Source organism: Companilactobacillus kimchii DSM 13961 = JCM 10707, assembly GCF_001435445.1.
GTDB lineage: Bacteria > Bacillota > Bacilli > Lactobacillales > Lactobacillaceae > Companilactobacillus > Companilactobacillus kimchii.
This window is the reverse complement of the sequence record NZ_AZDH01000009.1, coordinates 132,521-155,984: the sequence shown is the minus strand read 5'-3', so window position 1 is coordinate 155,984 and position 23,464 is coordinate 132,521. Positions and strand designations below refer to the sequence as shown.

At 34.8% G+C, this 23,464-nt stretch carries 21 protein-coding genes; 3 read left to right on the top strand and 18 right to left on the bottom strand.

The annotated features are described in order from the left end of the window. Positions 1-70 precede the first annotated feature (70 nt). From FC97_RS05045 to FC97_RS05015, 7 genes are all read right to left on the bottom strand, one after another. Positions 71-484 carry a MerR family transcriptional regulator gene (locus tag FC97_RS05045; protein ID WP_054642908.1) on the bottom strand — a complete coding sequence of 138 codons (414 nt, stop codon included), beginning with the start codon at positions 482-484 and terminating at the stop codon, positions 71-73. Between the two features lie 104 nt (positions 485-588). Continuing rightward, positions 589-1,851: a D-alanyl-lipoteichoic acid biosynthesis protein DltD gene (gene dltD, locus FC97_RS05040; RefSeq protein WP_054642894.1), complete on the bottom strand. Its 1,263-nt coding sequence runs from the start codon at positions 1,849-1,851 to the stop codon at positions 589-591. A gap of 3 nt (positions 1,852-1,854) precedes the next feature. Beyond that, entirely contained in the window at positions 1,855-2,094 is a 240-nt protein-coding gene (gene dltC / locus FC97_RS05035; RefSeq protein WP_371125783.1) for a D-alanine--poly(phosphoribitol) ligase subunit DltC, read from the bottom strand. A gap of 22 nt (positions 2,095-2,116) precedes the next feature. After that, a complete protein-coding gene (gene dltB / locus FC97_RS05030) occupies positions 2,117-3,328 on the bottom strand; it encodes a D-alanyl-lipoteichoic acid biosynthesis protein DltB (RefSeq protein ID WP_056967891.1) in 1,212 nt (403 codons plus the stop codon). Next, on the bottom strand, positions 3,321-4,841 hold the full coding sequence (dltA, locus tag FC97_RS05025) for a D-alanine--poly(phosphoribitol) ligase subunit DltA (protein ID WP_054642893.1): 1,521 nt from the start codon (positions 4,839-4,841) through the stop codon (positions 3,321-3,323). The genes dltB and dltA overlap by 8 nt, the downstream gene beginning before the upstream one ends. An 18-nt stretch (positions 4,842-4,859) precedes the next feature. Continuing rightward, complete coding sequence (locus FC97_RS05020; RefSeq protein ID WP_025085928.1) at positions 4,860-5,009, bottom strand: teichoic acid D-Ala incorporation-associated protein DltX; 150 nt, start codon at positions 5,007-5,009, stop codon at positions 4,860-4,862. Positions 5,010-5,709: 700 nt separating this feature from the next. Continuing rightward, positions 5,710-6,582, bottom strand: coding sequence for an ROK family protein (locus FC97_RS05015; protein WP_054642892.1), 873 nt, complete (start codon positions 6,580-6,582; stop codon positions 5,710-5,712). 288 nt (positions 6,583-6,870) lie between these two features. Here FC97_RS05015 and FC97_RS05010 point away from each other — a divergent pair, with 288 nt between their 5' ends. After that, entirely contained in the window at positions 6,871-7,623 is a 753-nt protein-coding gene (locus tag FC97_RS05010) for a WxL domain-containing protein (RefSeq protein WP_054642891.1), read from the top strand. 149 nt (positions 7,624-7,772) lie between these two features. Here the strand turns inward: FC97_RS05010 and FC97_RS05005 are convergent, their stop codons facing one another. From FC97_RS05005 to FC97_RS04975, 7 genes are all read right to left on the bottom strand, one after another. Continuing rightward, the gene (locus FC97_RS05005; RefSeq protein WP_056967889.1) at positions 7,773-9,161 is read right to left on the bottom strand and encodes a glycoside hydrolase family 1 protein; all 1,389 of its coding nucleotides are present in this window, start codon (positions 9,159-9,161) and stop codon (positions 7,773-7,775) included. A 3-nt stretch (positions 9,162-9,164) separates the two neighbouring features. Further along, positions 9,165-10,052, bottom strand: a complete 888-nt coding sequence (locus FC97_RS05000) for an ROK family protein (protein ID WP_054642890.1) — start codon at positions 10,050-10,052, stop codon at positions 9,165-9,167. A 2-nt stretch (positions 10,053-10,054) separates the two neighbouring features. Continuing rightward, positions 10,055-11,539: a sialate O-acetylesterase gene (locus tag FC97_RS04995; RefSeq protein ID WP_054642889.1), complete on the bottom strand. Its 1,485-nt coding sequence runs from the start codon at positions 11,537-11,539 to the stop codon at positions 10,055-10,057. Then, entirely contained in the window at positions 11,532-11,873 is a 342-nt protein-coding gene (locus FC97_RS04990; RefSeq protein ID WP_054642888.1) for a PTS lactose/cellobiose transporter subunit IIA, read from the bottom strand. Before FC97_RS04990 ends, FC97_RS04995 begins: the two co-directional genes overlap by 8 nt. Positions 11,874-11,887: 14 nt before the next feature. Beyond that, positions 11,888-13,318 (bottom strand): PTS sugar transporter subunit IIC, encoded by a 1,431-nt coding sequence (locus FC97_RS04985; protein WP_054642907.1) that lies wholly within the window; start codon positions 13,316-13,318, stop codon positions 11,888-11,890. Position 13,319: 1 nt separating this feature from the next. Next, positions 13,320-13,628: a PTS sugar transporter subunit IIB gene (locus FC97_RS04980; RefSeq protein WP_054642887.1), complete on the bottom strand. Its 309-nt coding sequence runs from the start codon at positions 13,626-13,628 to the stop codon at positions 13,320-13,322. A 247-nt stretch (positions 13,629-13,875) separates the two neighbouring features. Next, a complete protein-coding gene (locus FC97_RS04975; RefSeq protein ID WP_054642886.1) occupies positions 13,876-14,571 on the bottom strand; it encodes a GntR family transcriptional regulator in 696 nt (231 codons plus the stop codon). Positions 14,572-14,764: 193 nt separating this feature from the next. Here FC97_RS04975 and FC97_RS04970 point away from each other — a divergent pair, with 193 nt between their 5' ends. Together FC97_RS04970 and FC97_RS04965 are read left to right on the top strand one after the other, a co-directional pair. Next, on the top strand, positions 14,765-15,841 hold the full coding sequence (locus tag FC97_RS04970) for a GDSL-type esterase/lipase family protein (protein WP_056967887.1): 1,077 nt from the start codon (positions 14,765-14,767) through the stop codon (positions 15,839-15,841). A 152-nt stretch (positions 15,842-15,993) separates the two neighbouring features. Further along, entirely contained in the window at positions 15,994-16,716 is a 723-nt protein-coding gene (locus tag FC97_RS04965) for a UTRA domain-containing protein (RefSeq protein ID WP_054642883.1), read from the top strand. 50 nt (positions 16,717-16,766) lie between these two features. Here FC97_RS04965 and FC97_RS04960 read toward each other — a convergent pair whose 3' ends face one another. The 4 genes from FC97_RS04960 to FC97_RS04945 all read right to left on the bottom strand — a co-directional run bounded on the left by FC97_RS04960 (position 16,767) and on the right by FC97_RS04945 (position 23,463). After that, positions 16,767-17,498, bottom strand: coding sequence for a GntR family transcriptional regulator (locus tag FC97_RS04960; protein ID WP_054642882.1), 732 nt, complete (start codon positions 17,496-17,498; stop codon positions 16,767-16,769). A gap of 62 nt (positions 17,499-17,560) precedes the next feature. Continuing rightward, positions 17,561-19,210 (bottom strand): alpha,alpha-phosphotrehalase, encoded by a 1,650-nt coding sequence (locus FC97_RS04955; RefSeq protein ID WP_082397529.1) that lies wholly within the window; start codon positions 19,208-19,210, stop codon positions 17,561-17,563. 759 nt (positions 19,211-19,969) lie between these two features. Next, complete coding sequence (locus FC97_RS04950; protein ID WP_054642881.1) at positions 19,970-21,700, bottom strand: ABC transporter ATP-binding protein; 1,731 nt, start codon at positions 21,698-21,700, stop codon at positions 19,970-19,972. Then, positions 21,697-23,463, bottom strand: a complete 1,767-nt coding sequence (locus tag FC97_RS04945; RefSeq protein WP_054642880.1) for an ABC transporter ATP-binding protein — start codon at positions 23,461-23,463, stop codon at positions 21,697-21,699. Before FC97_RS04945 ends, FC97_RS04950 begins: the two co-directional genes overlap by 4 nt. Between the last annotated feature and the right edge of the window lies 1 nt (position 23,464).

The window sequence follows — 23,464 nt, the reverse complement described above, 5'->3', positions numbered from 1 at the left end:
GAAATGTGAAACATGTTCATTCTGAATGGATGCTATTATTTTTATTTTAAAAATTTAGAAAGAGTCCTCTTTAGGGCCTCTCTAAATGCATTTCTTCTTTAACATACTTTTCTGTGCCATCTTCAGTAGCTTTTCCATAGTACTTACATTTAAAATCAATTGTATTAAGAGTATTTTGCATAGCTTCCATTTGTTTCAAAACAGACACACGCAATTCTTGAAACATCTGATAACGCTTATCCAAACTGGCATCCCCTTCAAGAGTCCATTGCATAAACTGCTTAATATCTCGAATAGGCATACCTGCATTCTTTAAACACTCAATCATTTGTAAAGAACCAACATTTTCATCTGTAAAGCGTCTCACACCAGCTTCATTCTTATTAAGGTTAGGAATTAATCCTTCCTTATCGTAATAACGAATCGTTGGTAAGCTTAATCCAAACTTTTCCGCTACTTCTCCAATTGAATAAGTAGTAATCATCTCTTGCATAACTAAACCTCCATATGCTTAACCTAAAGTTAGGTTTAGGTATTTGAGCTTTATCATAACATCAAAACAAAAAAAGATGCAAAATTCTGCATCTTTTATTTTGTAACATTCTTAGTTTGTGCCCATTCATTAGATAGGAAGTAATCATCCATCTTGTACTGTGTATTTTCAGGGTTTGCCTTCTTATCCTTATAATACCCCTTCAAATGATGATCTAGCATTAACCAACCACGCCAGCCCATATGAATAGTATCTTCGGCAATATAATTAGAATTCTTAACATTAGAAAGATCTACTATATTATTGAAACCTTGAGTTCTCAACTGATACTTAATTTTCTTATCGAAGTTAGTGATCGAACTCTTTGGCATTCCAGTATATTTAACCCAATGCGGATTAATAGGTTGAATTACAAACATTACTTCTACCTTATTTCTAGCAAACATATAAAGTAGTGCTTGGAAATCGTTATACTCTGGTGAACTAGTATATTTAACATGACGGTGAGTATTTTTATAGGTTCTAATTCTCTTTCTCAATTGACGCTTATAGAAAGAATCACCAATTTGCATATCATTATCACGTGAATTATGCTTTGCCATCTTAGTAGCTAATTTATTTAAATCCTTGTAATTATAATTATCAGGCAATTTACTTGCAGCATCATTAATCATATTCTCATGATCATTCATTGATAGTGATCCGAATAGATTATCCTGACTTTGTAAGCTTGAACGTACAAATGTCTCAATATAGAAACGTTGGAAACTAGTAATCTGTTTACCTTCAGAAATACGTTCTAGAGCATCATCTTCGATGGGGCCTTTGCTGACTCCCAAATCAAGAATCCTTCCAGCAACATATTTGTTCATTGCTTTATCACCAGTATTAGATTTCAAAATGAAACCTGTTAATTGTAATGGTGATAGGAAATATTTGAAAGCATCAGCTTGAACACCGGATTTACTAAACCATTGTGGAGAAATAATGAATACAGCCTTATTTCCTTTAAGATTAGACATCCCACCAACGTTCATTGCTTGAGTCAATGAAGCAGTACCAGGATTACCTTGCAAAAATGGTTTATTCTTCCAGTGATATTTTTGTGCCATGGAAGATGGATGGAACGGATCCATTCTAGAAAGTTCTGATGAACCAATAATAGGAATATAGTTTTCCTTTTCAGCAGCGTTCTTCACACTTTCACCCTTCAAAACTCGGATGTCCAATGAAGTAGCGGCCTGTCTAACTTTTTGCGGCGTAACCGTTTTAAAGTTGATTGGCGCCCAAAGAAGAATTAATAAAGCAGCAATGGCAACTATAACAGGTCCAAAAATCATCCATAACTTTTTTTTCATAGTCTATTCCAATTCTTGTACACGTTGAGCAATTTTGTTAACTGTTGACCATTGTGAACGGTCGAATTCTGAAACTGGTACTTGGATTCCGAAATCATCTTGGAGTGTTACTAAAACTTCTACTGTTGCCATTGAATCTAGAACACCATCTTTAAATAGATCCTGATCAGCATCTTGACCGACATTGTCTAGGCCAGTAACATCTTGTAAAATACCTACGATTTTTTCTTTAATATCATCCATAATAAACTCTCCTAAATTTAAATTAAACGAACCATAATTTATCTAAAATACCTGAGAAAATCATAAAACTGAAACATACAACATTGAATGTTAAGAAGATAGCAAATGCTTCTGTAAACTTATTACTTGGAATTTGCTTACGATGCTTCTTCTTATATCTTAACCAAGCATCATTGGTAATCATTGCGCAGGCATGGAAAATACCATAAACAATGTAGTACCAAGTTTCACCGTGCCAGAATCCCATAATCAGGAACAAAGTAATGTAACCAACATTAGCAATTGTGACACGATTCTTTAACCATTTATGTTTGATCACAGTGAACATTAAACGCATGTAGATGAAATCACGGAACCAAAATGATAAAGTGATATGCCATCTATTCCAAAAGTCCTTAATATTGTGAGATTTAAAAGGAGCTCTAAAGTTCATTGGTGTCTTTACACCCATGAAATTACTAATTGCTACAGCGAAGAGTGAGTAACCAGCAAAGTCAAAGAATAAATACATACTATATACATACATGTAGGCTACTAGTGCCCAAGAAAGTCCTAACGGCGTCTGACCTTTATAAGATAAAGTCAAAATCTGAACCTTTGGCAACAATAATGTACCAAAGAAGTATCCGATGATGAATTTATATAACAAGCCTTGCATCAATCTGTTAACACCGCTGTGCAAAAGCTCAACATACTCATCACGACTAGGAACATTCATAACATCTTTTTGGAAACGTCTAAACCTATCAATAGGTCCAGATGAGATGGTTGGGAAGAATAGTAAGAAACGAACAAATTCATATGGCTTAATATCCTTAATAACACCATCACGAATTTCCATAATTATTTCAACAGCTTTAAACGTTAAATAACTGATACCTAAAAAGGCAAATAGTGAAATTGTTTGATTCTTAAGAAGTGGATCTAGCTTTACGAAAACTAGAGGAATAATTGCCAATACAACATAACTGGTAAAAATCCAGAAATTATTGTGTTTTTTACGATACGACAGATACGTAAACACTAATAACATTTCGTAAAGAACATAGAAAATCAATGAGATTCCTTGGGACATATTGCCACCAAAGAATGTGATTATTAAGATAATGACTGTTGCGATAAAATCATAAACTCTGAAACGTTTACCAAACCATAAACCAATCATGATTGGTAACAAGAGCAACATTAGATAGATAAAATAATGTGGACTGCTATAGGGTGTAATGTTATTCATTAATCTGGCCTATTAAAGTCTTTCTATCAATTTTTCCATTTTTGCTAATTGGTAGTTGCTCTACAAACTTCAAGACGTTAGGAATCATATATTCCATTGTCGTTTCTCTTAATGAGTCTTTAATATCAGAATTTAAATCATTCGCATCATTATCTTTAAATTCATCTTCCAAAACGATACAAGCAATCATCTTACTTACTTGTTTCTTATTGTTATACAAAGGAACTGTACATGATTGTTTTACCTGTCTTAGGTTACCAAGCATTGAATCCACTTCTTCTAGTTCAATTCTGTAACCATGCATCTTAATTTGGAAATCAGTTCTACCATGATAGAACAACAAACCATCATCGGCTTCACTGACCATATCGCCAGTATGATAGAACATCTTACCGTCAATTTCTTCAAAAGCCTTTTCAGTTTGAATGGGATTATTGAGATAACCCTTTGATACATCTGGACCACTGACTAGTAATTCACCTGTCATCAAGCCAGTTTTTTCATCGATTGCACCGATAATTTGATGATCCATATTTGATTTCAAATAACCAATTGGTAGACGATCAAATTTCTCTAATGCATCTTGATCAATCTTGATTGATGTAATTGCAACTGTATTTTCAGTTGGACCATAAGTGTTGTAAAGTTCAGCACTAGGGAATTTCTTCAACAATTTTTTAGCAGTTGCATGAGTCAACTCTTCACCACAGAAGATAAACTTGTTCAATTGTGGCATGTGTTCCTCATCGAAACCTCTAAATAACAGACACATTTCAAAAAATGATGGTGTTGAGACCCATGTATTGAAATCTGATTCAATGATGGCCTCTTGCAGTTTACCAAAGTTCTTAGTTGTATCCTTATCGACTACATTTAATGTAGCACCGTTCATCAGGCCTGGATAAATATCGAAAACCGATAAATCGAAGGAAAATGGTGCCTGCAATAACATATTCATTTTATCTGAATAGTTGAACTCCTTCTCAGCCCATTGAACGAAATCTAAAATGTTGTTCGTACTAATTTGTACGCCCTTAGGAGTACCTGTAGTTCCTGAGGTAAAAATGATATAGAAATTATCATCTAATCCAACACTACGATTACTGTCATAAATGTTGTTGTCAGAAGTTAGTACATTGGATATTTCAGCTTTAGTTATTTGTGGAGTGTCTACTCCAAAATCTGTTGTGTCACTCCAATTAAGGATCAAAGAAGGCTTGGCAACCGAATTAATTTGAATGATTCTTTGTGGATCTGAACCATCATCAACTGGAATGTATGCATGTCCGGCTTTGATTGAACCTAAGAACATTACTAACATTTCAAATTGTTGTCCACCGTAAATGATGAGTGGACTTTTAGCAGGAAGAAATTTGTCCTGTATAAAACTTGCTACACGGTCTGATTGTTGCATTAATTCTTGATAAGTATGTGTCTCCGACCCATTCTTGTAGCAAACTTTGTCAGGGTTTTGTAATGCGACGGTGGTTATTTTTTCAATGATTTTATTCATTAATATTACCTTCTCCCGTTAAAATTCGTTGTAAATAAATTTGGCACTACCAACACCGTTATACCCATATATATATAAGAGCACTAAGAAAATAGCGAAAAATACAACTGTCTTAATAACAAAAACCGTTGCTGGCTTTTTTAGGAAAACAAGTAAACTATTTTTCATAATTAACACCTCGTTAAAAAGAGTTTGCTTTATGCGAAAACTATCTAACCATTCAATATAAATGGTGTCAAACCAAGAAATGAACCTAAATAATTGATTATTGTTATTTCTATATCATTTGTATAAACATTATAATAAAATCTTTACTATCATACTGAGGCTTTTTTTATAAAGAAATTTATTACTTTTTGACCAATCGCAACGCCGACATAAGATTACCGGATTATCTGTTTAAACAAATTTATTATAATTGAAATAACTTTAACTTTCCACAATATACGCTTTGTAATCGGCAAGCTTTCTCAATAAAAAACACTTTTCATTCTTCCAAAAATTTCAATAAAGAATTGCTTTACCGTTTTTTATTATGAACAACCCTCATTAAAAGTAAATGAATGATGGTCACAATTACTAAAGTGTTAGTCTCATGTGACATTTTTGTAAGATAAATCGTTTACATTGTAACGATATATTTTTTGCTTTATTTGTTTAAAATAACAAAAATCACAATTATCATATTTCTTTATTTTGGTATTTTTGAAATAAATGACAAACTCATTTCGTTGAACTACTTTAAGAAATTACCTTACTGTGCAAATTTATCGGTCAATAAAAAAGAGATGTTCACAATTAACCAATTAAACTTGGTTGATATGAACATCTCTTCTGTTCTCGGGACGAAAAGGTTATAGATTAAACACTAAATGCTTTGTTTGAAATCAACATAAGCACCAATTAAATTGGCATCATTACGGTACTTACATGCTTTGATCACTGGCATAAATGGAGCAATCTCTACTTTATCTAAAATAATCTGGATTTCTTTTTCAATATTAGGTATTAACGTATCTGATTGGGAAATTCCTCCACCTAATACGATCATCTCCGGATCAAAACCATATTGTAGATTATAAATTGCAACAGCTAAGTGATGATATAAATCATCAGCGTACTCTTGGGCTAACTCATCACCATTTTTAGCCAAATCAAATATATCTTTTCCCGAATAGTTAGTTCCTTTAGCATCATTGTAACGTTTAGCTAGTGACACAGCTGTACCAACGTTGCTTAATGTCTTGTATCCTTCTGCAATGGTGTAACCAAATTCACCACCAAAAAGATGTTTTCCATGATGAACATGTCCATCCATGATAACTGAACCGCCGACTCCTGTACCAATAACGATAAAGATCAAATTCTTTAACCCTTTAGCTACACCACGATCCATTTCTGCCAAAGCGGCACAATTAGCGTCGTTTTCCATACTTACTGGTAGGCCAAAGCGTTTTTCCAATTCAGTTTGTATTTTAAAATTATGAATATAAGGCAAGGCACTGGCACCCTCAATAACACCAGTTTCCTTATTGACTGCTCCTGGAGTACTCATTCCCACTCCCGCTAATTCATGATTAGACTTGAAATTCTTAATTACTTCGGTCAAACCTGCATAGTAACCTGCAAGATCCTTCGGCGTATCAAAAGCACCCTTTTCGACCAATTGATCATTTTTGCTATCCCATAATCCGTATTTAATACTAGTACCACCAACATCTATTAAAGCAACATCTTTCATTTTTCTCTCTCCTAATGCAATCGTTTACATTTAATATCTCTAGATTACCATATCTATTAATAAATCGTTTGAAAGTTTAGAAATAAAGAACTTTTAATATATATAACTGTCTAAACATTGAATACATCCATTTACATTTTTTTATAAAAACGGTCTTATTTTTATTTATAACCATTATTCAATTTAGATAAAAAACATTTATAAATTTAGATACAAACCGTCTGGCTTCTTTTGATAGACTCTAAGTATGAAATAGTTTCATGAATATCACAGTTAGGGGGTTAGCTAATGAAATTCTTAAAAAATATCATTCGTCTATTAGCTTTGACAAGTCTTAGTTTGTCTTTAACTCCCCTAACAACTACTAAGGCTGCCGAAGCTGATGCATTTAGTGTTGATAAATCCGACTCCGTTGTTACTTCATTAGCAGCCAATGATTCAACCATAGCTGATTCAAAGACCTCAACCGTTACTGTGACTGTTCTTTCAGGTTATTTAACACTTGATGCCGTACCTGATTTCAATTTTGGTAATATTGCCTTAGGTACAACAGCTAAATTGAAAAATAACACACCTGATACGACTGGTATGACTAATGCTGTTGAAGATGGTAACAGCAAGGGACTTTTACAGGTCACTGATTCACGTAATTTAACTTCTAAAGAAGATATTCCCGGATTCAATTTATCAGCTAAAATGGGATCTTTAGTTGGAGCCGATAACACATCACTTGATGCTATTTTGGATTTAAGTTCTATGCCTTTATTGGATTCTAATAACAATAACGTATCTAGCAGCTCCGCTTCTCTTTCAACTCAAGCTGCTTCTTTAGCTTCAAACGCTAGCACCACTTCAACTGTTATGGATCTAAAAAAGGGCTCATACAATCCTGGTGTTATTAAAGCTGAATTTAATACACCCGATTCAGCAAGTATGACCCTCCCCAAAAATTCTGACTACAGCTATGACAAATCATCTAAAAACATGAATGCCGTAGTGACTTGGACATTAACTGCAAATCCTACAACAACAACTAAATAGATATCAAAATCCTCTAGTTTGAATATAAACTAGAGGATTTTTCATGATTAATTACAAAAAAACAACCTCCATTAAGTATTCAAGATATATCCTTTACTTGAATCTCTTATATAGAGGTCGTTTTTATTTTACTAGCCTAACCGGCTTCTTTAAAATCCGTTATCAGCACTAATCTTAGCGTACCATTGTCCTGATTTTTTCAATGTCTTCGTTTGCGTATGAATATCATCGCGAATCAAACCGTAGCGATTACGGTAAGCATTCTTCCATGACCAACAGTCAATTGCTGTCCAAACAAAGTAACCGTGACAGTTAGAACCAGCCTCGATACCTTTGTGTAATTGAACCAAATGATCATGAATAAAATTGATTCGATAATCATCCTGAATAACGCCGTCTTTCATGAAACGCTCTTCTCTTGAGACGCCCATACCATTTTCGGAAACGAACCATGGAATGTTTTTATAGTTATCACGAATATTAATTGCAATATCATAAAGTGTCTGTGGATAAATTTCCCATCCCTTATCGACATTCATAACTCGACCAGGCATTTCGTAATTATCAAAGTAAATATCAGGCATCCAATCTTGAAGACTCTTTGGAGAAACGCTGGGTCTCTGGACTCGTTCAGGATGATAGAAATTAACTCCTAAAACATCGACTGTGTTGTCAGCAATTAACTTCAATTCTTCTGGTGTGCTTTGGAAAAGTACACCTGCATCATCTAATATTTGCACTAATTCTTCAGGGAAATGTCCTAAGACAGCTGGATCCAAGAACATATTATCATCCCACATGGTAGCAAACTTAGCAGCCTTAACATCTTCTGGATCGTTTGAAGCCGGATAAGCCGGTGTCAAATTCAGAATTGTTCCAATTTTAGCATCAGAATTATTAGCTGCTTTCCAAGCTCTGAAACGTTTAATAGCTTTAGCAGATGCCAAATTCAAATTATAGGCAACTTGAACAGAAGCTGGTCCATCAACCTTTAATGGGTAGTGAAATTGATATAAGTATTCGCCATCCAAAATAACTTTGGGTTCATTAAATGTAAACCAGTTTTTGACTCGATCACCAAACAACTCGAAACATTTTTCAGCATAATCAGCAAATAAGTCAGTTACATGCTTTGACTCCCAGCCACTAAACTCTTGATAAAGCTGAATCGGCAAATCAAAGTGGAACAAATTGATATATGGCTCAATGCCATTTTCAATCAAACAGTTGATTACATTATTATAAAATTCAGCACCATCTGGATCAACTTCACCAGTATCTAAATTTTTGATTAAACGTGTCCATTGAATTGAAGTTCTTAAAGCTTTGATACCAGCCTTTGCCATTAGCGGAATATCTTTTTGATAGTCGTTATAGAAGTTGGAGGCTTCATCAGGCCCTACCCCATCGTAGAAATCATCCGGTTTCTTTTCAAACCAATAGTCAAAAACATTTTGATTAGGTTTGTGAAAGTTACCTTCTGATTGTGGACCTGAAGTAGCTGCTCCCCAGGCAAAATCATCTGGAAATTTTATCATCGTTTAAGCATTCTCCTTTGGATAAGTTTGGGCAAAATCAACTGCTGCCCCACGTAAATTAGCTTCGTCAGTATAGTGACATGGTACGATTTCAGGTTTAATTGAAGCTATTTTAACAACCTTACGAATCTTTTCGATTTCTTTATTAACTTCAGGAATCAGATGTGGATTGTTAGATACTGCTCCCCCCAGAACAATCAATTCGGGATCAAAACTATATTGCAAGTTATAGATTCCTTTGGCTAAGGAGTAATACATCGTCTGTACTTCTTTTTGTGCGCGTACATCTCCATGATCAGCCAAATCGAAAACTTCTTTACCACTATAATTCGTAACTGGTTTGGAATTGGCATTATATCTTTGAGCCACACCAACTGATGTAGCCAAATTGCTCAAAGTACTTTTATCATCGACTAGTGTAAAACCGAACTCACCACCAAATAAATGTGCGCCGTGCCAAATCTGATGATTGATGATCACCGAACCACCAACACCTGTACCAATAATTAGAAACAGCAAACTTGAAACATCCTTACCGGCTCCTGAATCTAGTTCTGCCAGAGCGGCACAATTAGCATCATTTTCCATGCTAACGGGTAGATCAAAACGTTTACTTAAAGCTTGTTGAATTTCAAAATTATGAATATACGGAATAGCGGAGGCTCCTTCAACTACACCAGTCTTCTTATTAACAGCTCCTGGTGAACTGATACCGACACCTGTAATTTGATATTGTACTTTCATCGAATCCACTTTAGCTGTCAAAACTTGATAAAACTCATCGAGCGTTTGCGGAGTTTTAACTGGTTCTAATTTTTCTAGTTGACCATCCTTCATCACTGCAAACTTGATAGATGTTCCACCAATATCAACCAAACCTAAATTACTCATCTTTATTCAATCTCCATTTCAAAGGGTGCCAGTGGAGCACCAAATTCATTAAATAGGGTACATGTTGGATAATTTGCATAAGCATAACGAATCTTTTCAATATCTTGAGCGTTGCTTATCACGATAACATTACCAACTGCGGAAACTTCTTGTATCGACCACTTACCTGCTTTTCTGACTTCCATTTCAGCCTTGCCACGTTGAACCAAGGCACTTACTGAAGCAACAAATAAAATTAATTGATCACCTACTACTTGTTTTCGATAAACATATGGAGTTGAATTGTAACTTTTATCTGAGAGGATTTTGCCAATTCTAGTTCCTGCTACTCGTTTATGAGTAGGATGAATATTATGTTTTTCGCCTGTGTCAGCAATAGAAACTAAGTGAACATCATTCAAAGTTTGCGTAATTTCTAATTGATGTTGTCGAATAATAGCCCAAGCATCTTGTGGTTCATCATAATAACCTGGCAATTGTACAATGTAAAATGGCAACGATTGATCAGCGAACAATTTACGCCAACTTGAAACTAAACCACGGAGCATAATGGCATACACATCAGGATTGTCGGCATCATTTTCTCCTTGATACCACACAACTTTATTGAAAGAATAATTGCTTACTTGTTCAATCATCGTATGAAACAAGCCATTTGGACGTAAATAAGAAGTCGGAGTCATTGGAGGTGGCCATGGTGTGTGACCAACTTTATCCTTGGCATCACTCAATGAGACCTGAGGATTTTCCTTTTGAAATTTAGCTAAATCAGTATTATGTTTTTCCACTGAGGCATTGTAGTCAGCAAACTCACGATCATAATCAGCCTGAGTCTTACCAGTCGTAGCTTCTTTAAATGGTTCAACATAACGATCAACCAATTCTTGATTACTCTGCAAAACTTCTTCTGGTACCCATGATGATATCGAGGTTCCACCTTTGTAACAGTCAATAATACCGACCACTTGATCAGGATCCAATTTTGATAACTCTTTAGCTATCCAATAACCAATATCGGACATTTCCCAAAGAGTGTCTTTGTCTGCAAGCACCCATTTAGATGTAGTTAAATCTTTGGGTAATCTAATTTCATTATCCTGATATTCTAATTGTGGAACATTGTAGAAGTAAACATTTTGCAAATTCAAATGATCAATTTGTTCCTGATATTCGGCGTCATCTCGAAATTTGAATTCAATATTAGATTGTCCTGTCAGTAAAATAACTTTACCAGTTTTAACGTCTTTTAAGGTTAAAGTCTCATCTAAATTCTTTAACACAATATTGGCAACTGTCTTTTCTGGTAGAGCCGAAATCTTAATTGTCCATAAACCATCGTCATTAGTATTTGTAATAAAAACTCGATCCAATACTTTTGCACTGACGATCGTATTACGAATGGCCCGTCCACTAATCTTAAAAGCCTTATTTTCGGGAACAACCATCTTATCTGTATAGATTCCGTCTACTTGCAAAGTCCTATCCATTTACTTGTTCCTTAGCCTTTAATTGAGAGACTTCATCATGTAAATTAATAACCTTTTCAGCGACAGTCATCATAATGTCAGCCGAAATGAAATGGTCTTGAGAATGGATCAGCATAATTGATTTCTCAACTTTTTCACCATTCATCTCATCAGTCATCCATTTAGTCTGAATGTTGTGTGCTTCGTGTAAAGTCTTTTTGGCATCCTTCAAAGTTGTTCTAGCAGTGTCAATCTCACCTTTTTCTGCTTGATTCATAGCATTGATACACATTGATTTAGCAGTTCCAGCAACTGAGATCAATTCCATTGCGCGTTTTAATTGTTTTTCATCCAAGTTAATGACATCTCCTATGCTTGACTTGTCTTTAATTCCTTTTCTGATTCTTTATGAGCTTCGTTCATTTCTGTTTCTTTAACAATATCTGGGTTCAACTTGTTATCCATCTTAACAAATGGGTAGTAAATGGCTGTCGTAGCGACAACGATAACAGCTTGAACAATTAATCCATTGATTGATCCAGTATACAGTAGTCCTGAAAGCAATGTAGGTACTGTCCATGGAACATTGTTTACGATAGGTCCAATGAAACCAAGTTTTGTAAATAATAGTCCAATGTAGAATGCTAATGGTTGAGCTACTAACCATGGAATGAAGTACAAAGGATTCAAGATAATTGGTAAACCGAAAGTAACAGGTTCAGAAATATTAAAGATTGCGGGCATTAAAGAAATCTTAGAAACCTTCTTTGCAGCAGCTCTCTTTGAAAATAGAATCAAAGCTAAAACAGGTGATACTGAACATGAACCAGCAGCAACAGTTGAGAAGTTCATAAATAATGTAGAGTAAATATGATGTGCTTGACCTAGCATGTTTTGAGTATCATTAATATTCCATGTTAAACCAAAGATTGGTCCCCAAATTGATGTTGGGTGAATACCAAACCATTGAAGCAAACTCCATGTTGTTTGTGATACAAAGGCAAATAACCCAGTACCAGAAATAGCAAGAGCAGGCTTTTGTAAAGCAGTTAAAAGTAATTCAGGCATTGTCTCACCAGTGAATGTTGTACTCAAACCTGTCAAAACAATGAAGACACCCATTGTAATAACACCAGGAATCAACGACTCAAAGCTTCGTGCAACGGCTGGTGGTACTGAATCTGGCATTTTAATAGTAATATTCTTTTCAAGAACCTTGTTATAAATCCAAACGGCAAATCCACTAATTAGTAAAGCAGCGAAAACACCTTTTGTACCAAAGAACGTTGTATCCATGTAATTCAAAACATCGATAGGCTTCTTGGCACCATCAGGTGTGTATTGGAACTTCCATGGCATACAGATAAAGAATGCGCCTAGAGCGTATAGAACGGAAGTCATATGTTCCTTACTCTTTGGGAAATATTTGCGTGAAAATGTATGTGAAAAAATAACAACTAACAGTACAGCAAAGGTATTCAATGAACCATTTGAAATAAGTCCAATCAAATTACCTGTTGTCGTTAAACCTTTGAACAAACCGGACGCAGCCCATGCGGACCATGAACCACTGATCAAACGACCTAAACCTAGACCTTGTTTACCGAAGATCAAACCATTAGTTGGATCAACGAAAACATTTTGAATCATAATAGCAAAACCAGCAATCATTGATGTTGCAGCAACAATGATAAATGAATCACGTAAAGTTAATAACAACTTATTAGCAGCAATTTTACCAGCTACTCTAGTAAAGTTTGCTTGGAAATTTTGTGTTCTGCTTCCTTTGCTCTTCCCCATTTTAGCCAATTCCCTTCTCTTTCAATACATCTACAAGAACTTGTCCATCCATGCTACCGAATTGTTGCATGGTCAATAGAATTACTTTTGTATCTGGATGAGCTTCCTTAGTTTGATCGTATGCCCAACCAATTTGTGGAGCTAGTAGGATGACATCAACGTCATCACCAACTTCATCAACCATACCGAAGTCGTAAGCGTCAACTTTTACATCAGCACCCTCAGCGTCGTAAACCTTTTGCATCTTTGAACCAATTAGACTTGTGGAGAATCCCCCACTACAAAAGATAGCAATCTTTAATTGTTTCATATTGAAACCCCCTTCATTTGTTAACGCTTTCAGTATAAAAGCATATACTTTTGAAGTCAATACCAATTCTAAATTTGTTATAACAAATATTAAATGCACGTTGTCACTTATTAAACTAATATTTGCTCGAACTATTTATAGGATATACGTTAAGAAATGGCTTTCTATCACTATCCTGTATTATTTGGATAAAAAAAAAGCAAACTTGCTTTCGCAAATTTGCACTTTCTGAAATCAAACACTTGTTTTAAACTGATTCATGTAATGAGAATTGTGATGAACGAATGTAAGTATACGCATACTCGAATATTTGCCCATTATCTAGGAATGAACGCTGTTCTACCGTCAATAGAGGTTCAGGTTTTGATAGGTCCAATATTCTAGATGTATCATCATTCGAGATTTCCGAGGAAACTGTTCTGATAGCACTATCAATATTCAAATCCAATTCCTTTTCAATGAAGTCATAAATTGACCCCATTAAGGATCCCATCTGCATTCCCTGAATTATCTTTACGGGCATAAAAATATTTTGTAAAGCAATAATTGTCTTACCATTCATAATCAAACGTTCAATTTCATAGGTCAAATCGAATTGATTAATGTTCATCTGATCCATTACCGTAGGACTAGGTTTGCTTACGCCAAAATTAATTAGCTTTACAGAATACTTATTAAAATCAAATATTTCTAGAGATTGCTTACTTTGAACACCCTCACCTGGTTGATTATCCTTGACGAATGTTCCCGAACCTTGTATTCGATAGATCAGTCCTTCATTTACCAGAATATCTAAAGCCTTTCGAACCGTAATTCGACTGACATTCAGTGACTTAGCTATCGCTGTTTCTTGTGGTAGCTGTTCGTTGATTTGATATTCTTTCTCCAAAATCTGCTGTCTTAAACGATTCGCCACAATCACATATTTGGGCGTCTCTTTCATATACGTGCCTCCGAACTTAACTCAATATTTGTTATAACAAATATTTACTTGAACTATAAGTAATTATAACTCACGGTATAGATAAGTCTAACAAATCATCTATACCATTATTTTTTCAATTTTATCTTTAACTATAACTGTTTAAACATGTTATGATACTACTATACAGGCCCTTAAAAAAGAAGGAATTATTATGATTAAAACTACCACATGGAAACATAATTTCAGCAACTACGATAACCTTGACCATATTAATGCTAACGGTCATCAACATTTAGAAATATTCCAACCTTTTGCCAGCAAAAAAATTCGATTACAACTCAACAATTTATATGGCGAAATGCCACTAGTAATTGAAAACTTAGAAATTTATACTGATTCTAAGAAAAAAGTTGCAGTAACAAAGGATGGTCGAAAATCTTTTGCTGTAGAATCTCGCTTAGTAGAATGGTCTGATTGGATCGATTTCAACTTACCAGCTGAATCTTATCTTTCAATTGATCTAATTTCACCTACTAAAGCCATTCACACGTTAGGTTTAACTATTTCCAATGATTTAATTAGGACTGAGAACTCTGATCCTAAAGAAACCAAATATTTCTTCGGTATTTCAGAAATTCAAATAAAAACCGACCATGCACATAAGAAAATTGGCTTATTTGGTGACTCTTTAACTAATCAGGGCAATTATGCTGCCCCTCTTTCTATCGATTTGGAAAAAGAATTCCATTGTGTCACTGCTAATTACGGTATCTCAGGCAACCGTCTACTTCATCCCGGCCACAGCACATCACAATGGTCTACTAGTTTTGGTGAAGCTGGTTTCACTCGTTTTGACCATATGATTGCAGAATATCAACCTAACATAGTTATATTCATGGAAGGCGTCAATGATTTACTTCACCCTGGTACTGGTGCTCCAGTCAGTGAATTACCTAATGCTAATGCCCTAATCAAGGCCGTTCATGCCTTAAGAAAAAAGTGTAAAAAGCATGGTATTACTTTCGTTCCAATGACCATTACCCCCGCTTATGGCAATATTAATGGTGGTGTCTTCGCTTGGTCAGAAGAAAAAGAAAAAATTCGTCTGGCAGTTAATCATGAATTATTAAAGATGCCACATATTATTGATATTGCTGGTTTCGTTGGTGAAGATAATAAACTTAAATCAGAATTTGACTATGGTGACCATGTCCATCTCTCTAACGAAGGTGGTAAACAAGTTGCTAAGTTTATTGAAGAACAATTAATCCGCAAACGAATGATCTAAAATAATATTCCATGATATATAAAGTACATAGATTTTTGGAATATATCTTTATATTTATAATTAAGTTTTAGGGTAACGTGTTTAAATCATTTTTAATATAATGTAATATGAATAGTATATATTGATCAATTATATTTATTGGAGATTTAATAATGGTTGAAACTACTAACAGTGATATTTATACAATATTAAAAGAGCGTGTCTTAAGCGGACAATACAACATTAAGATGCGTTTGCCAACTGAAGATGCTCTGATTGAAGAATTCAACGTTAGCCGTTACGCAATCAGAAAGGCCATTAAACAGCTGGTTAACGAAGGACTTGTTTACAGTGTCAAAGGTAAAGGCGTGGTTGTTTTAGAACAAACCCCTCAAACTAAAGAAATCAATCTTAGCTTGTCAAAAATAAATGGTCTTCAATCTCTCAATAGTACCCAAAAAATCGATCGAAAAACAATTATCGCAGACTTTCAACAGATCATTGTCGATGAAAAGCTTCATTTAAAAACATCTTTTTCAGTAGGCGTTCCCGTTTATGCTATCAAACGTATTCGTAGAATTAATACTAAAAGTGCTGTTTTGGATATCAATTACTTCAACGCACAAATTGTTCCGGAAATCACACCTGAAATTGCATCAGGTTCAATCTACGACTACATAAAAAAAGATTTACAGATGAAAATTGCCGTAGTTAAACGACAATTACGAATCGAGCACGCTTCCCAAATTGACTACGAACATCTCAATCTAGGAATCAATAATTGTGTTGGCAATATGGTTAGCTTTGCCTTTAATGATGATGGCAAACAATTCGAATATACTGAATCACATTTTATTCCTGATAACTTTATTTTCAATCAAATCATTAAATTCTAATCATAACAAAAAGTGAGTAACCCTTCCGTGGGTACTCACTTTTTTTGTTTCTAATATGATTCAAATCCAACCAATGAGAAATGATTAGGAATATATTTAGTTTCCGTACATTCAAATAAACTTCCCAAATCAGTGTAAACATATTTCTTCAAAACACCGACACAATTAGATTCATCCAAATCCAACAAATCCGTTTCTCTTTCATCCGCTGTTTCTACAGTTGCAACTGAACGAGCAGCAGCAATTTTAAAGAGATTTTCATCACGAATATATTGATAAATAGATTTTTGCGCGTCATTCTCACTCAAATTAGGCATATTTTCTTTTCTAAAATAACTAGTATCTAGAGCCATTGCCTTACCATTTACCATACGCAATCTTTCAACATGATAGGCTATATCACCTAAGCTAAAAGAAGTGTGCTCTGACAATTCACTATCAATTTCGACTTCCTCAAAAGTTAAAACCTTTGTAGCTAGTTCCCTGATTGACTTATTCTGTGGAAAACTAGTCAAATCTTGAAATCCAAAATGATTAGCAGCTGAAAAGACCATTCGATTGTCGGTAACTGGTTCTAGTACAACTACTCCACGTCCCTTAACTGTGTAAACTAGACCCTCAGATTGCAGTTTTTTCAAAGCACGGCGAATCGTGTTTCTAGTTACGCTGAAACGTTCTGATAATTCTTCCTCACCTGGCAAAATTGTTTTTGGTGGATAAACATCACTATCGATTTCACCTTTCAATATGTGATATATATCTGAATATAAATTTTTTGGCATAATTTCTCCTCAATATAATTGCTTAAAAGCAACAACCTCATCTATTCGAAGATACTAAATATCTACTTCTTTTCTAACATGACTGATTCATATGGACGCAAAGTTATCTTTCCACGATTGAGCTGCATATCGCCATAATTCCCCAAAATCAAATCGAAACCAGCAGCTACATCACGTTCTTGAGCTTGCTCAGTAAAATTAGCCATTACTAAAATTTTACGCTTATTATTAAATCTTTCATAGCTATAGACGCTATTATCCTTAGGATTCAGTAACTTGTATTCCCCATCAACAAGTACTGTCTTGTGTTTTCGTAGAAAAATCAATGCACGATAAAAATCGAAGATATTGTTCTTCGTTTTCAACACTTTTTCAACTGAATAGTCATCATGATGTTGTGGTTTTAGCCATGGCTGACCAGTTGTAAACCCGTAATACTTAGTCGAATCCCATTGCATTGGTAGTCGTGAATTCTCACGCGACTTTTGTTGCAAGATTTGAAGTGCTAGATCCTCAGACATCCCATTTTTTAACATTGCATGATAGGCATTGATTGATTCATGATCCTTATATTGCTTGATATCAGTAAAATAAGCATTCTTCATTGCAATTTCATCACCTTGATAAATATAAGGTGTTCCTTGCAATCCAAATTCAACCATTGCCAACAGTTTAGCTGATTGATCACGATATTCATCATCATTAGTAAATCTCGAAATTGCCCGTGGTTGATCGTGATTATTCCAGAATAAAGCATTCCAACCGCCGTGACGTTGCATTTGTGTTTGCCAAGCACTCAAAATACTAGTCAAATCAGTTAATTTATAATGTCCCAAAGTCCATTTCTTGCCATTGGTATAATCAACTTTCACATGATGGAAAGTAAATGCCATCGACAATTCCTGACGTTTAGGGTTAGTATATTTCACAGCTTCAGAAATAGGAGTTGATGATAATTCGCCAACCGTTACAAACTTATTTGGTCCAAAAACTTTCTCGTACATTTCGTGAATATATTCATGAACATGTGGTCCATTGGTATAGAAGTTTCGTCCATCATCCAAAGGCGTATCAAAAGTATCGTTTGGCATATTCTTATCTTTGGAAATATTGTTAATAACATCCAAACGAAAACCATCAATACCCTTATTAGCCCAGTACGTCAACATCTTAAAAATTTCAGCTCGTAAATTTTCATTACGCCAATTCAAATCGGGCATTGTCACATCATACAGATGTAAATAATACTGATCTAATTCAGGTACGTACTTCCAAGCACTACCACTAAACTTTGAAACCCAGTTATTTGGTTCATGTCCATCAACAGGATCACGCCAAATATAGTAATTGTGATACGGATTATCCTTTGATTTTAAAGCTTCCTTAAACCAAGGATTTTCATTTGAGGTATGGTTCAATACCATATCCATAATGATCTTAATATCACGCTTATGTGCTTCTGATAGTAGTTTCTCAAAGTCATCCATTGTTCCAAAAACAGGATCAATCTTGTAATAATCAGCGATATCGTACCCATTATCATTCCCGGGTGAAAGGTACATTGGTGTTAACCAAATCAACCCAATTCCCAGTTTTTGTAAATAATCGAGACGCGAAATAATACCGTTGATATCACCGATACCATCCCCGTTAGAATCTTGAAAACTGCGCGGATAGATCTGATAAACAGTTTCTTTTTGCCATTCCTTCATTTTAATACTCCTCAATATTAAATAGATCCTCACTTAACGACGCAATTTTATAATATGTTTATACATCTGTCAATTGTTCTATACCGGATGGAATAATGGAATATAGTCAAAATGACTATTGTTACACTATTTCCACATGAATTTTAATTTAAAAAATAATATATTTTTTATGAAGATAGTTTATCTAATGTAACTGAAATATGCCGTCGTCCGCAAAAAATCTGTGGGCCACTGGAACGTGGTGGACACGACTTCAAGCTAATAATTCCGCACTTTGTGCGAAATTATGGATCTCGAAGATCGGTCTTATACTAACCTTGCTACGCAAGCTAAGTATAACTGCACCACTGAGGGCCCACGGATTTTTTACTACCGACTAGTTCCCCCTGTTCTATTATTATCGATGTTTTAAAATTTTTAGCTCTACACAATCCAAATAGAAATTTCAAATCAAAAAACAGCCCTATTAAGTATTCAAAATATATATTCTATATATTTTGAGTATCTCTTAATAGAGGCTGTTTTTATTATTCATATTTTACGATAACTGATAAACAAAGCAGGATTTAGTCCGGAGCAACAAGAAAATTGGCTCAGCCATGAGATTCCCTTAGCAATTTATTGCTTAGGGAAAGGTCGAGCTTAGAGATCCATTATTTTGCACGAAGTGTGAAATAATTAGCTCTAAGTCGGCCCATGGCGTTCCAGCCAAATTTTCTTGTTGTGAAGGACGGCAGTCTAAACCCATCTCAGTAATTACTACTCCTTAGTAAATTGACTATTGTACATATTTGTATAGAAACCATTTTGTGTCATCAACTCTTCATGAGTTCCTCGCTCAATGATTTCACCATCCTTAACTACTAAAATCATATCAGCATTCTTAATAGTTGAAAGTCGATGAGCGATAACAAATGATGTCCTTCCTTTCATCAAGACGTCCATCGCTTTTTGAATCTGTTCTTCGGTTCTAGTATCAACTGAACTAGTTGCCTCGTCCAAAATCAACATAGGAGCATTTCTAATCAGAGCCCGCGCAATTGTTAACAATTGTTTTTGTCCCACTGAGAGACTTACAGAATCGTCTAGAACAGTATCATAGCCGTTTGGTAGTGTTTCAATAAAGTGATCCAAATCAACGGCTTTAGTTGCAGCTTTAATTTGTTCATCTGAGATATTCTTTTGATTGTAAACCAAATTATTTCTAACGGTATCTTCAAAAATCCAAGCTTCCTGTAATACCATATCGAATTGATTTCTAACATCAGAACGTGGCATATCTTTAATATCAACACCATCAATCGTAATCTTTCCACTATTTAAATCATAGAAACGCATCAACAGATTAACAGTGGTTGTTTTACCTGATCCCGTCGGACCAACAATGGCAACTTTTTGACCAGCCTTAGCCTTCATTGAGAAATTCTTAATGATCTTCTGGTCAGGTAGATAGCCGAATTCAACATTATCAAATTCAACATTTCCCTTAGTACCAGATAATGTCTGCTTATCATCGTCTGTTTCAACCTCTTTTTCACCGAGAAAATTGAAAACTCGTTTCATAGCTGCCTGAGCCGATTGCAAACTGGTAAAGGCCTGTGTAATCTGTGATAAAGGTTGTGTAAATAGTCGTACATAGATCATGAAAGCTACAATCACACCAATACTGATCTGCCCTTTCAATACTAGAACAGCCCCGACAACACTGACCATCACATAACCAAAGTTACCGATGAAATTCATCAATGGTTGCATTATTCCTGATAGAAATTGTGATTTCCAGACATTTGTTTGTAAATCATCATTCAACTGTGTGAATTCTTGTCTAGCCTGGTTCGTATAGTTATAAGTCTTTACAACATCATGTCCAGCATAAATTTCTTCTAAGTAACCGGAAACGTCAGCTAGTTTATTCTGTTGATTGTAAAAGTATCTCTGTGATTTCGAAATTAATAGAATTGTTAAAGCAAATCCTACTAATACTGATAAAACAGCCGTCGTTCCTAATTTAATGTTAGTAGTAAACATCATAACGATACTACCTAGAAGCAATGTTACAGCTGAAACTAATAATCCTAAACTTTGATTTAATGATTGACCAACAGTATCCAAGTCATTAGTTACTCGACTTAATGTATCACCCTCATTGTGAGTATCAAAGTATTGTAATGGTAGATTATTGATTTTTTCAGTTATTTTAGTTCTTAACTTTTGAGTAAAACGTTGTGTGATCGTCGCCATAATGTAGCCTTGACCATATGACAAGATTGCAGCAGCTACATAAATAGCAGCCAAGATTACCACAATATGCATAACTTGTGTTAAATTAATTTTTCCAAATAAGCCTTTACTGATCAAATCAGTGATCTTGCTTAATTGACTGGGTCCCACAATTGTGAAGATACTACCTGCCATAGCAAAGACAATTGCTATAATTAACGGTCTGATATATTCAGCGCCATACTTCTTAATTCCATCAATTACTTTCATTCAGCCAATTCCTCCTTTGACAATTGTGAGTAGGCTATCTCTTGATAAACCTGATTATTCTTGAGTAGTTCTTGATGTGTGCCTTGTCCGGCAACTTTTCCGTTATCGAGCACAATGATTTGATCGGCATCCATAATGGTACTAATTCTTTGAGCAATAATAACTTTTGTTGTTTTAGCAGCTTTTTCTTTCAAAGCTGTACGTAATCTCTTATCAGTCTCATAATCCAAGGCTGAGAATGAATCGTCGAAAAGTAAGATTTCTGGTTTTCTAGCGATAGCACGTGCAACAGCTAAACGTTGTTTTTGGCCACCAGAGAAATTGTCACCGTGTTGAGCAACCTTGCTATCAAGTTGATCCTTTTTTTGATCAACAAAATCACGTGATTGAGCAATTTCCAAAGCTTGATTGATCTGTTCATCTGATTTCTTAGCAGTAACATTGGTCTGTCCAAAATCAAGGTTCGAGCGAATTGAACCACTGAATAAAACAGCCTTCTGAGGAATGTATCCTAAACGATTATTCAAGTCTTCAGTAGCAAATTTTTTCACATCTACCCCATCAACTAAAATTTGTCCTTGAGTAGCATCATATAATCTAGGAATCAAATTCATAACAGTTGATTTACCACTACCAGTAGAACCAATAATCGCAATAGTTTGACCTTGTTTCGCCTTAAAACTCAAATCATGAATAGCATCGGCTTCAGCATGTGGATATCTAAAACTAACATCTTTAAATTCTAGGGTTCCCATCTGTTCAACATCTTCAGTTGTTTCCTTTTCACTAACGATAGATGGTTTCACATCCAAAACTTGATTGATTCTGGATGCAGAAACTGTCACACGTGGCAAAAGGATGAAAATAATTGATAATAATAAGAATCCTAAAATAACTTGCATGGCATATGAAGAGAAAACAATCATATTACTGAACAAAGTCAATCTTGTAGCACTAGCGGTTGCTTGATTGATTATGATGGCTCCAATTGCATAAACTGATAAAGTTAGAGTACTTGAAATAAAACTCATTCCTGGGTTCATCAAGGCTAAAACTCGGTTAGCAAAAAGATTAGTCTCGGTTAGATCCTTATTGGCTTGATTGAATTTATCATTTTGATAATCTTCTGCATTATATGCATGGACTACTCTGATACCCGATAAATTTTCTCTAGTCACTAAATTTAAACGATCAGTTAAACTCTGAACCATCTTAAACTTGGGTTGAACCATAACAAGAATGAAGGTCAACATCACGATCAAAACAATAACGGCTACGGCTGTAGCGGTTGTCCACTGCCAACCTTTATTAGCAATCTTAGTTATTGCCCAAACAGCTGTAATTGGAGCTTTAATAATAACTTGTAGTCCCATTGCAATAAATTGTTGTAGCTGGGTTAAGTCATTTGTCGAACGTGTCAATAAACTTGAAACAGAGAATTTTTTAATATCCTGTGTCGAATAATCCATAACTTGGTTAAAAATTTGACCTCTTAAGCGAGCTGTAAATCCTGCGGCTACGTGGGCTGCCAGATAACCAACAACGATTGAAGCAATGACACTGAAAATTGATAAGAGAATCATCATCATCCCTGGTTGTAAAATTTGATTAATAGTTGTTCCTTGTTTTTCCAGTCTTTCCGTAATAGTCGACATATAACTAGGAATTTCTAATTCCAAGCCAACTTGTAATATGATGAAAATCAAACTAACGAAAATCATTAAATATTCTTTTTTATTAATTCTTTTAAATAGTTTTATCATT

Coding starts and splice junctions, on each gene's coding strand:
- dltB (WP_056967891.1), bottom strand. CDS start 3,328: ATGAATAACATTACACCCTATAGCAGTCCACATTATTTTATCTATCTA.
- FC97_RS05045 (WP_054642908.1), bottom strand. CDS start 484: ATGATTACTACTTATTCAATTGGAGAAGTAGCGGAAAAGTTTGGATTA.
- FC97_RS04965 (WP_054642883.1), top strand. CDS start 15,994: ATGGTTGAAACTACTAACAGTGATATTTATACAATATTAAAAGAGCGT.
- FC97_RS04995 (WP_054642889.1), bottom strand. CDS start 11,539: ATGGATAGGACTTTGCAAGTAGACGGAATCTATACAGATAAGATGGTT.
- FC97_RS04960 (WP_054642882.1), bottom strand. CDS start 17,498: ATGCCAAAAAATTTATATTCAGATATATATCACATATTGAAAGGTGAA.
- FC97_RS05020 (WP_025085928.1), bottom strand. CDS start 5,009: ATGAAAAATAGTTTACTTGTTTTCCTAAAAAAGCCAGCAACGGTTTTT.
- FC97_RS05015 (WP_054642892.1), bottom strand. CDS start 6,582: ATGAAAGATGTTGCTTTAATAGATGTTGGTGGTACTAGTATTAAATAC.
- FC97_RS05000 (WP_054642890.1), bottom strand. CDS start 10,052: ATGAGTAATTTAGGTTTGGTTGATATTGGTGGAACATCTATCAAGTTT.
- FC97_RS04985 (WP_054642907.1), bottom strand. CDS start 13,318: ATGGGGAAGAGCAAAGGAAGCAGAACACAAAATTTCCAAGCAAACTTT.
- FC97_RS04950 (WP_054642881.1), bottom strand. CDS start 21,700: ATGAAAGTAATTGATGGAATTAAGAAGTATGGCGCTGAATATATCAGA.
- dltA (WP_054642893.1), bottom strand. CDS start 4,841: ATGAATAAAATCATTGAAAAAATAACCACCGTCGCATTACAAAACCCT.
- FC97_RS04955 (WP_082397529.1), bottom strand. CDS start 19,210: ATGAAGGAATGGCAAAAAGAAACTGTTTATCAGATCTATCCGCGCAGT.
- FC97_RS04945 (WP_054642880.1), bottom strand. CDS start 23,463: ATGATAAAACTATTTAAAAGAATTAATAAAAAAGAATATTTAATGATT.
- FC97_RS04980 (WP_054642887.1), bottom strand. CDS start 13,628: ATGAAACAATTAAAGATTGCTATCTTTTGTAGTGGGGGATTCTCCACA.
- dltD (WP_054642894.1), bottom strand. CDS start 1,851: ATGAAAAAAAAGTTATGGATGATTTTTGGACCTGTTATAGTTGCCATT.
- FC97_RS04970 (WP_056967887.1), top strand. CDS start 14,765: ATGATTAAAACTACCACATGGAAACATAATTTCAGCAACTACGATAAC.
- FC97_RS05010 (WP_054642891.1), top strand. CDS start 6,871: ATGAAATTCTTAAAAAATATCATTCGTCTATTAGCTTTGACAAGTCTT.
- FC97_RS04975 (WP_054642886.1), bottom strand. CDS start 14,571: ATGAAAGAGACGCCCAAATATGTGATTGTGGCGAATCGTTTAAGACAG.
- dltC (WP_371125783.1), bottom strand. CDS start 2,094: ATGGATGATATTAAAGAAAAAATCGTAGGTATTTTACAAGATGTTACT.
- FC97_RS05005 (WP_056967889.1), bottom strand. CDS start 9,161: ATGATAAAATTTCCAGATGATTTTGCCTGGGGAGCAGCTACTTCAGGT.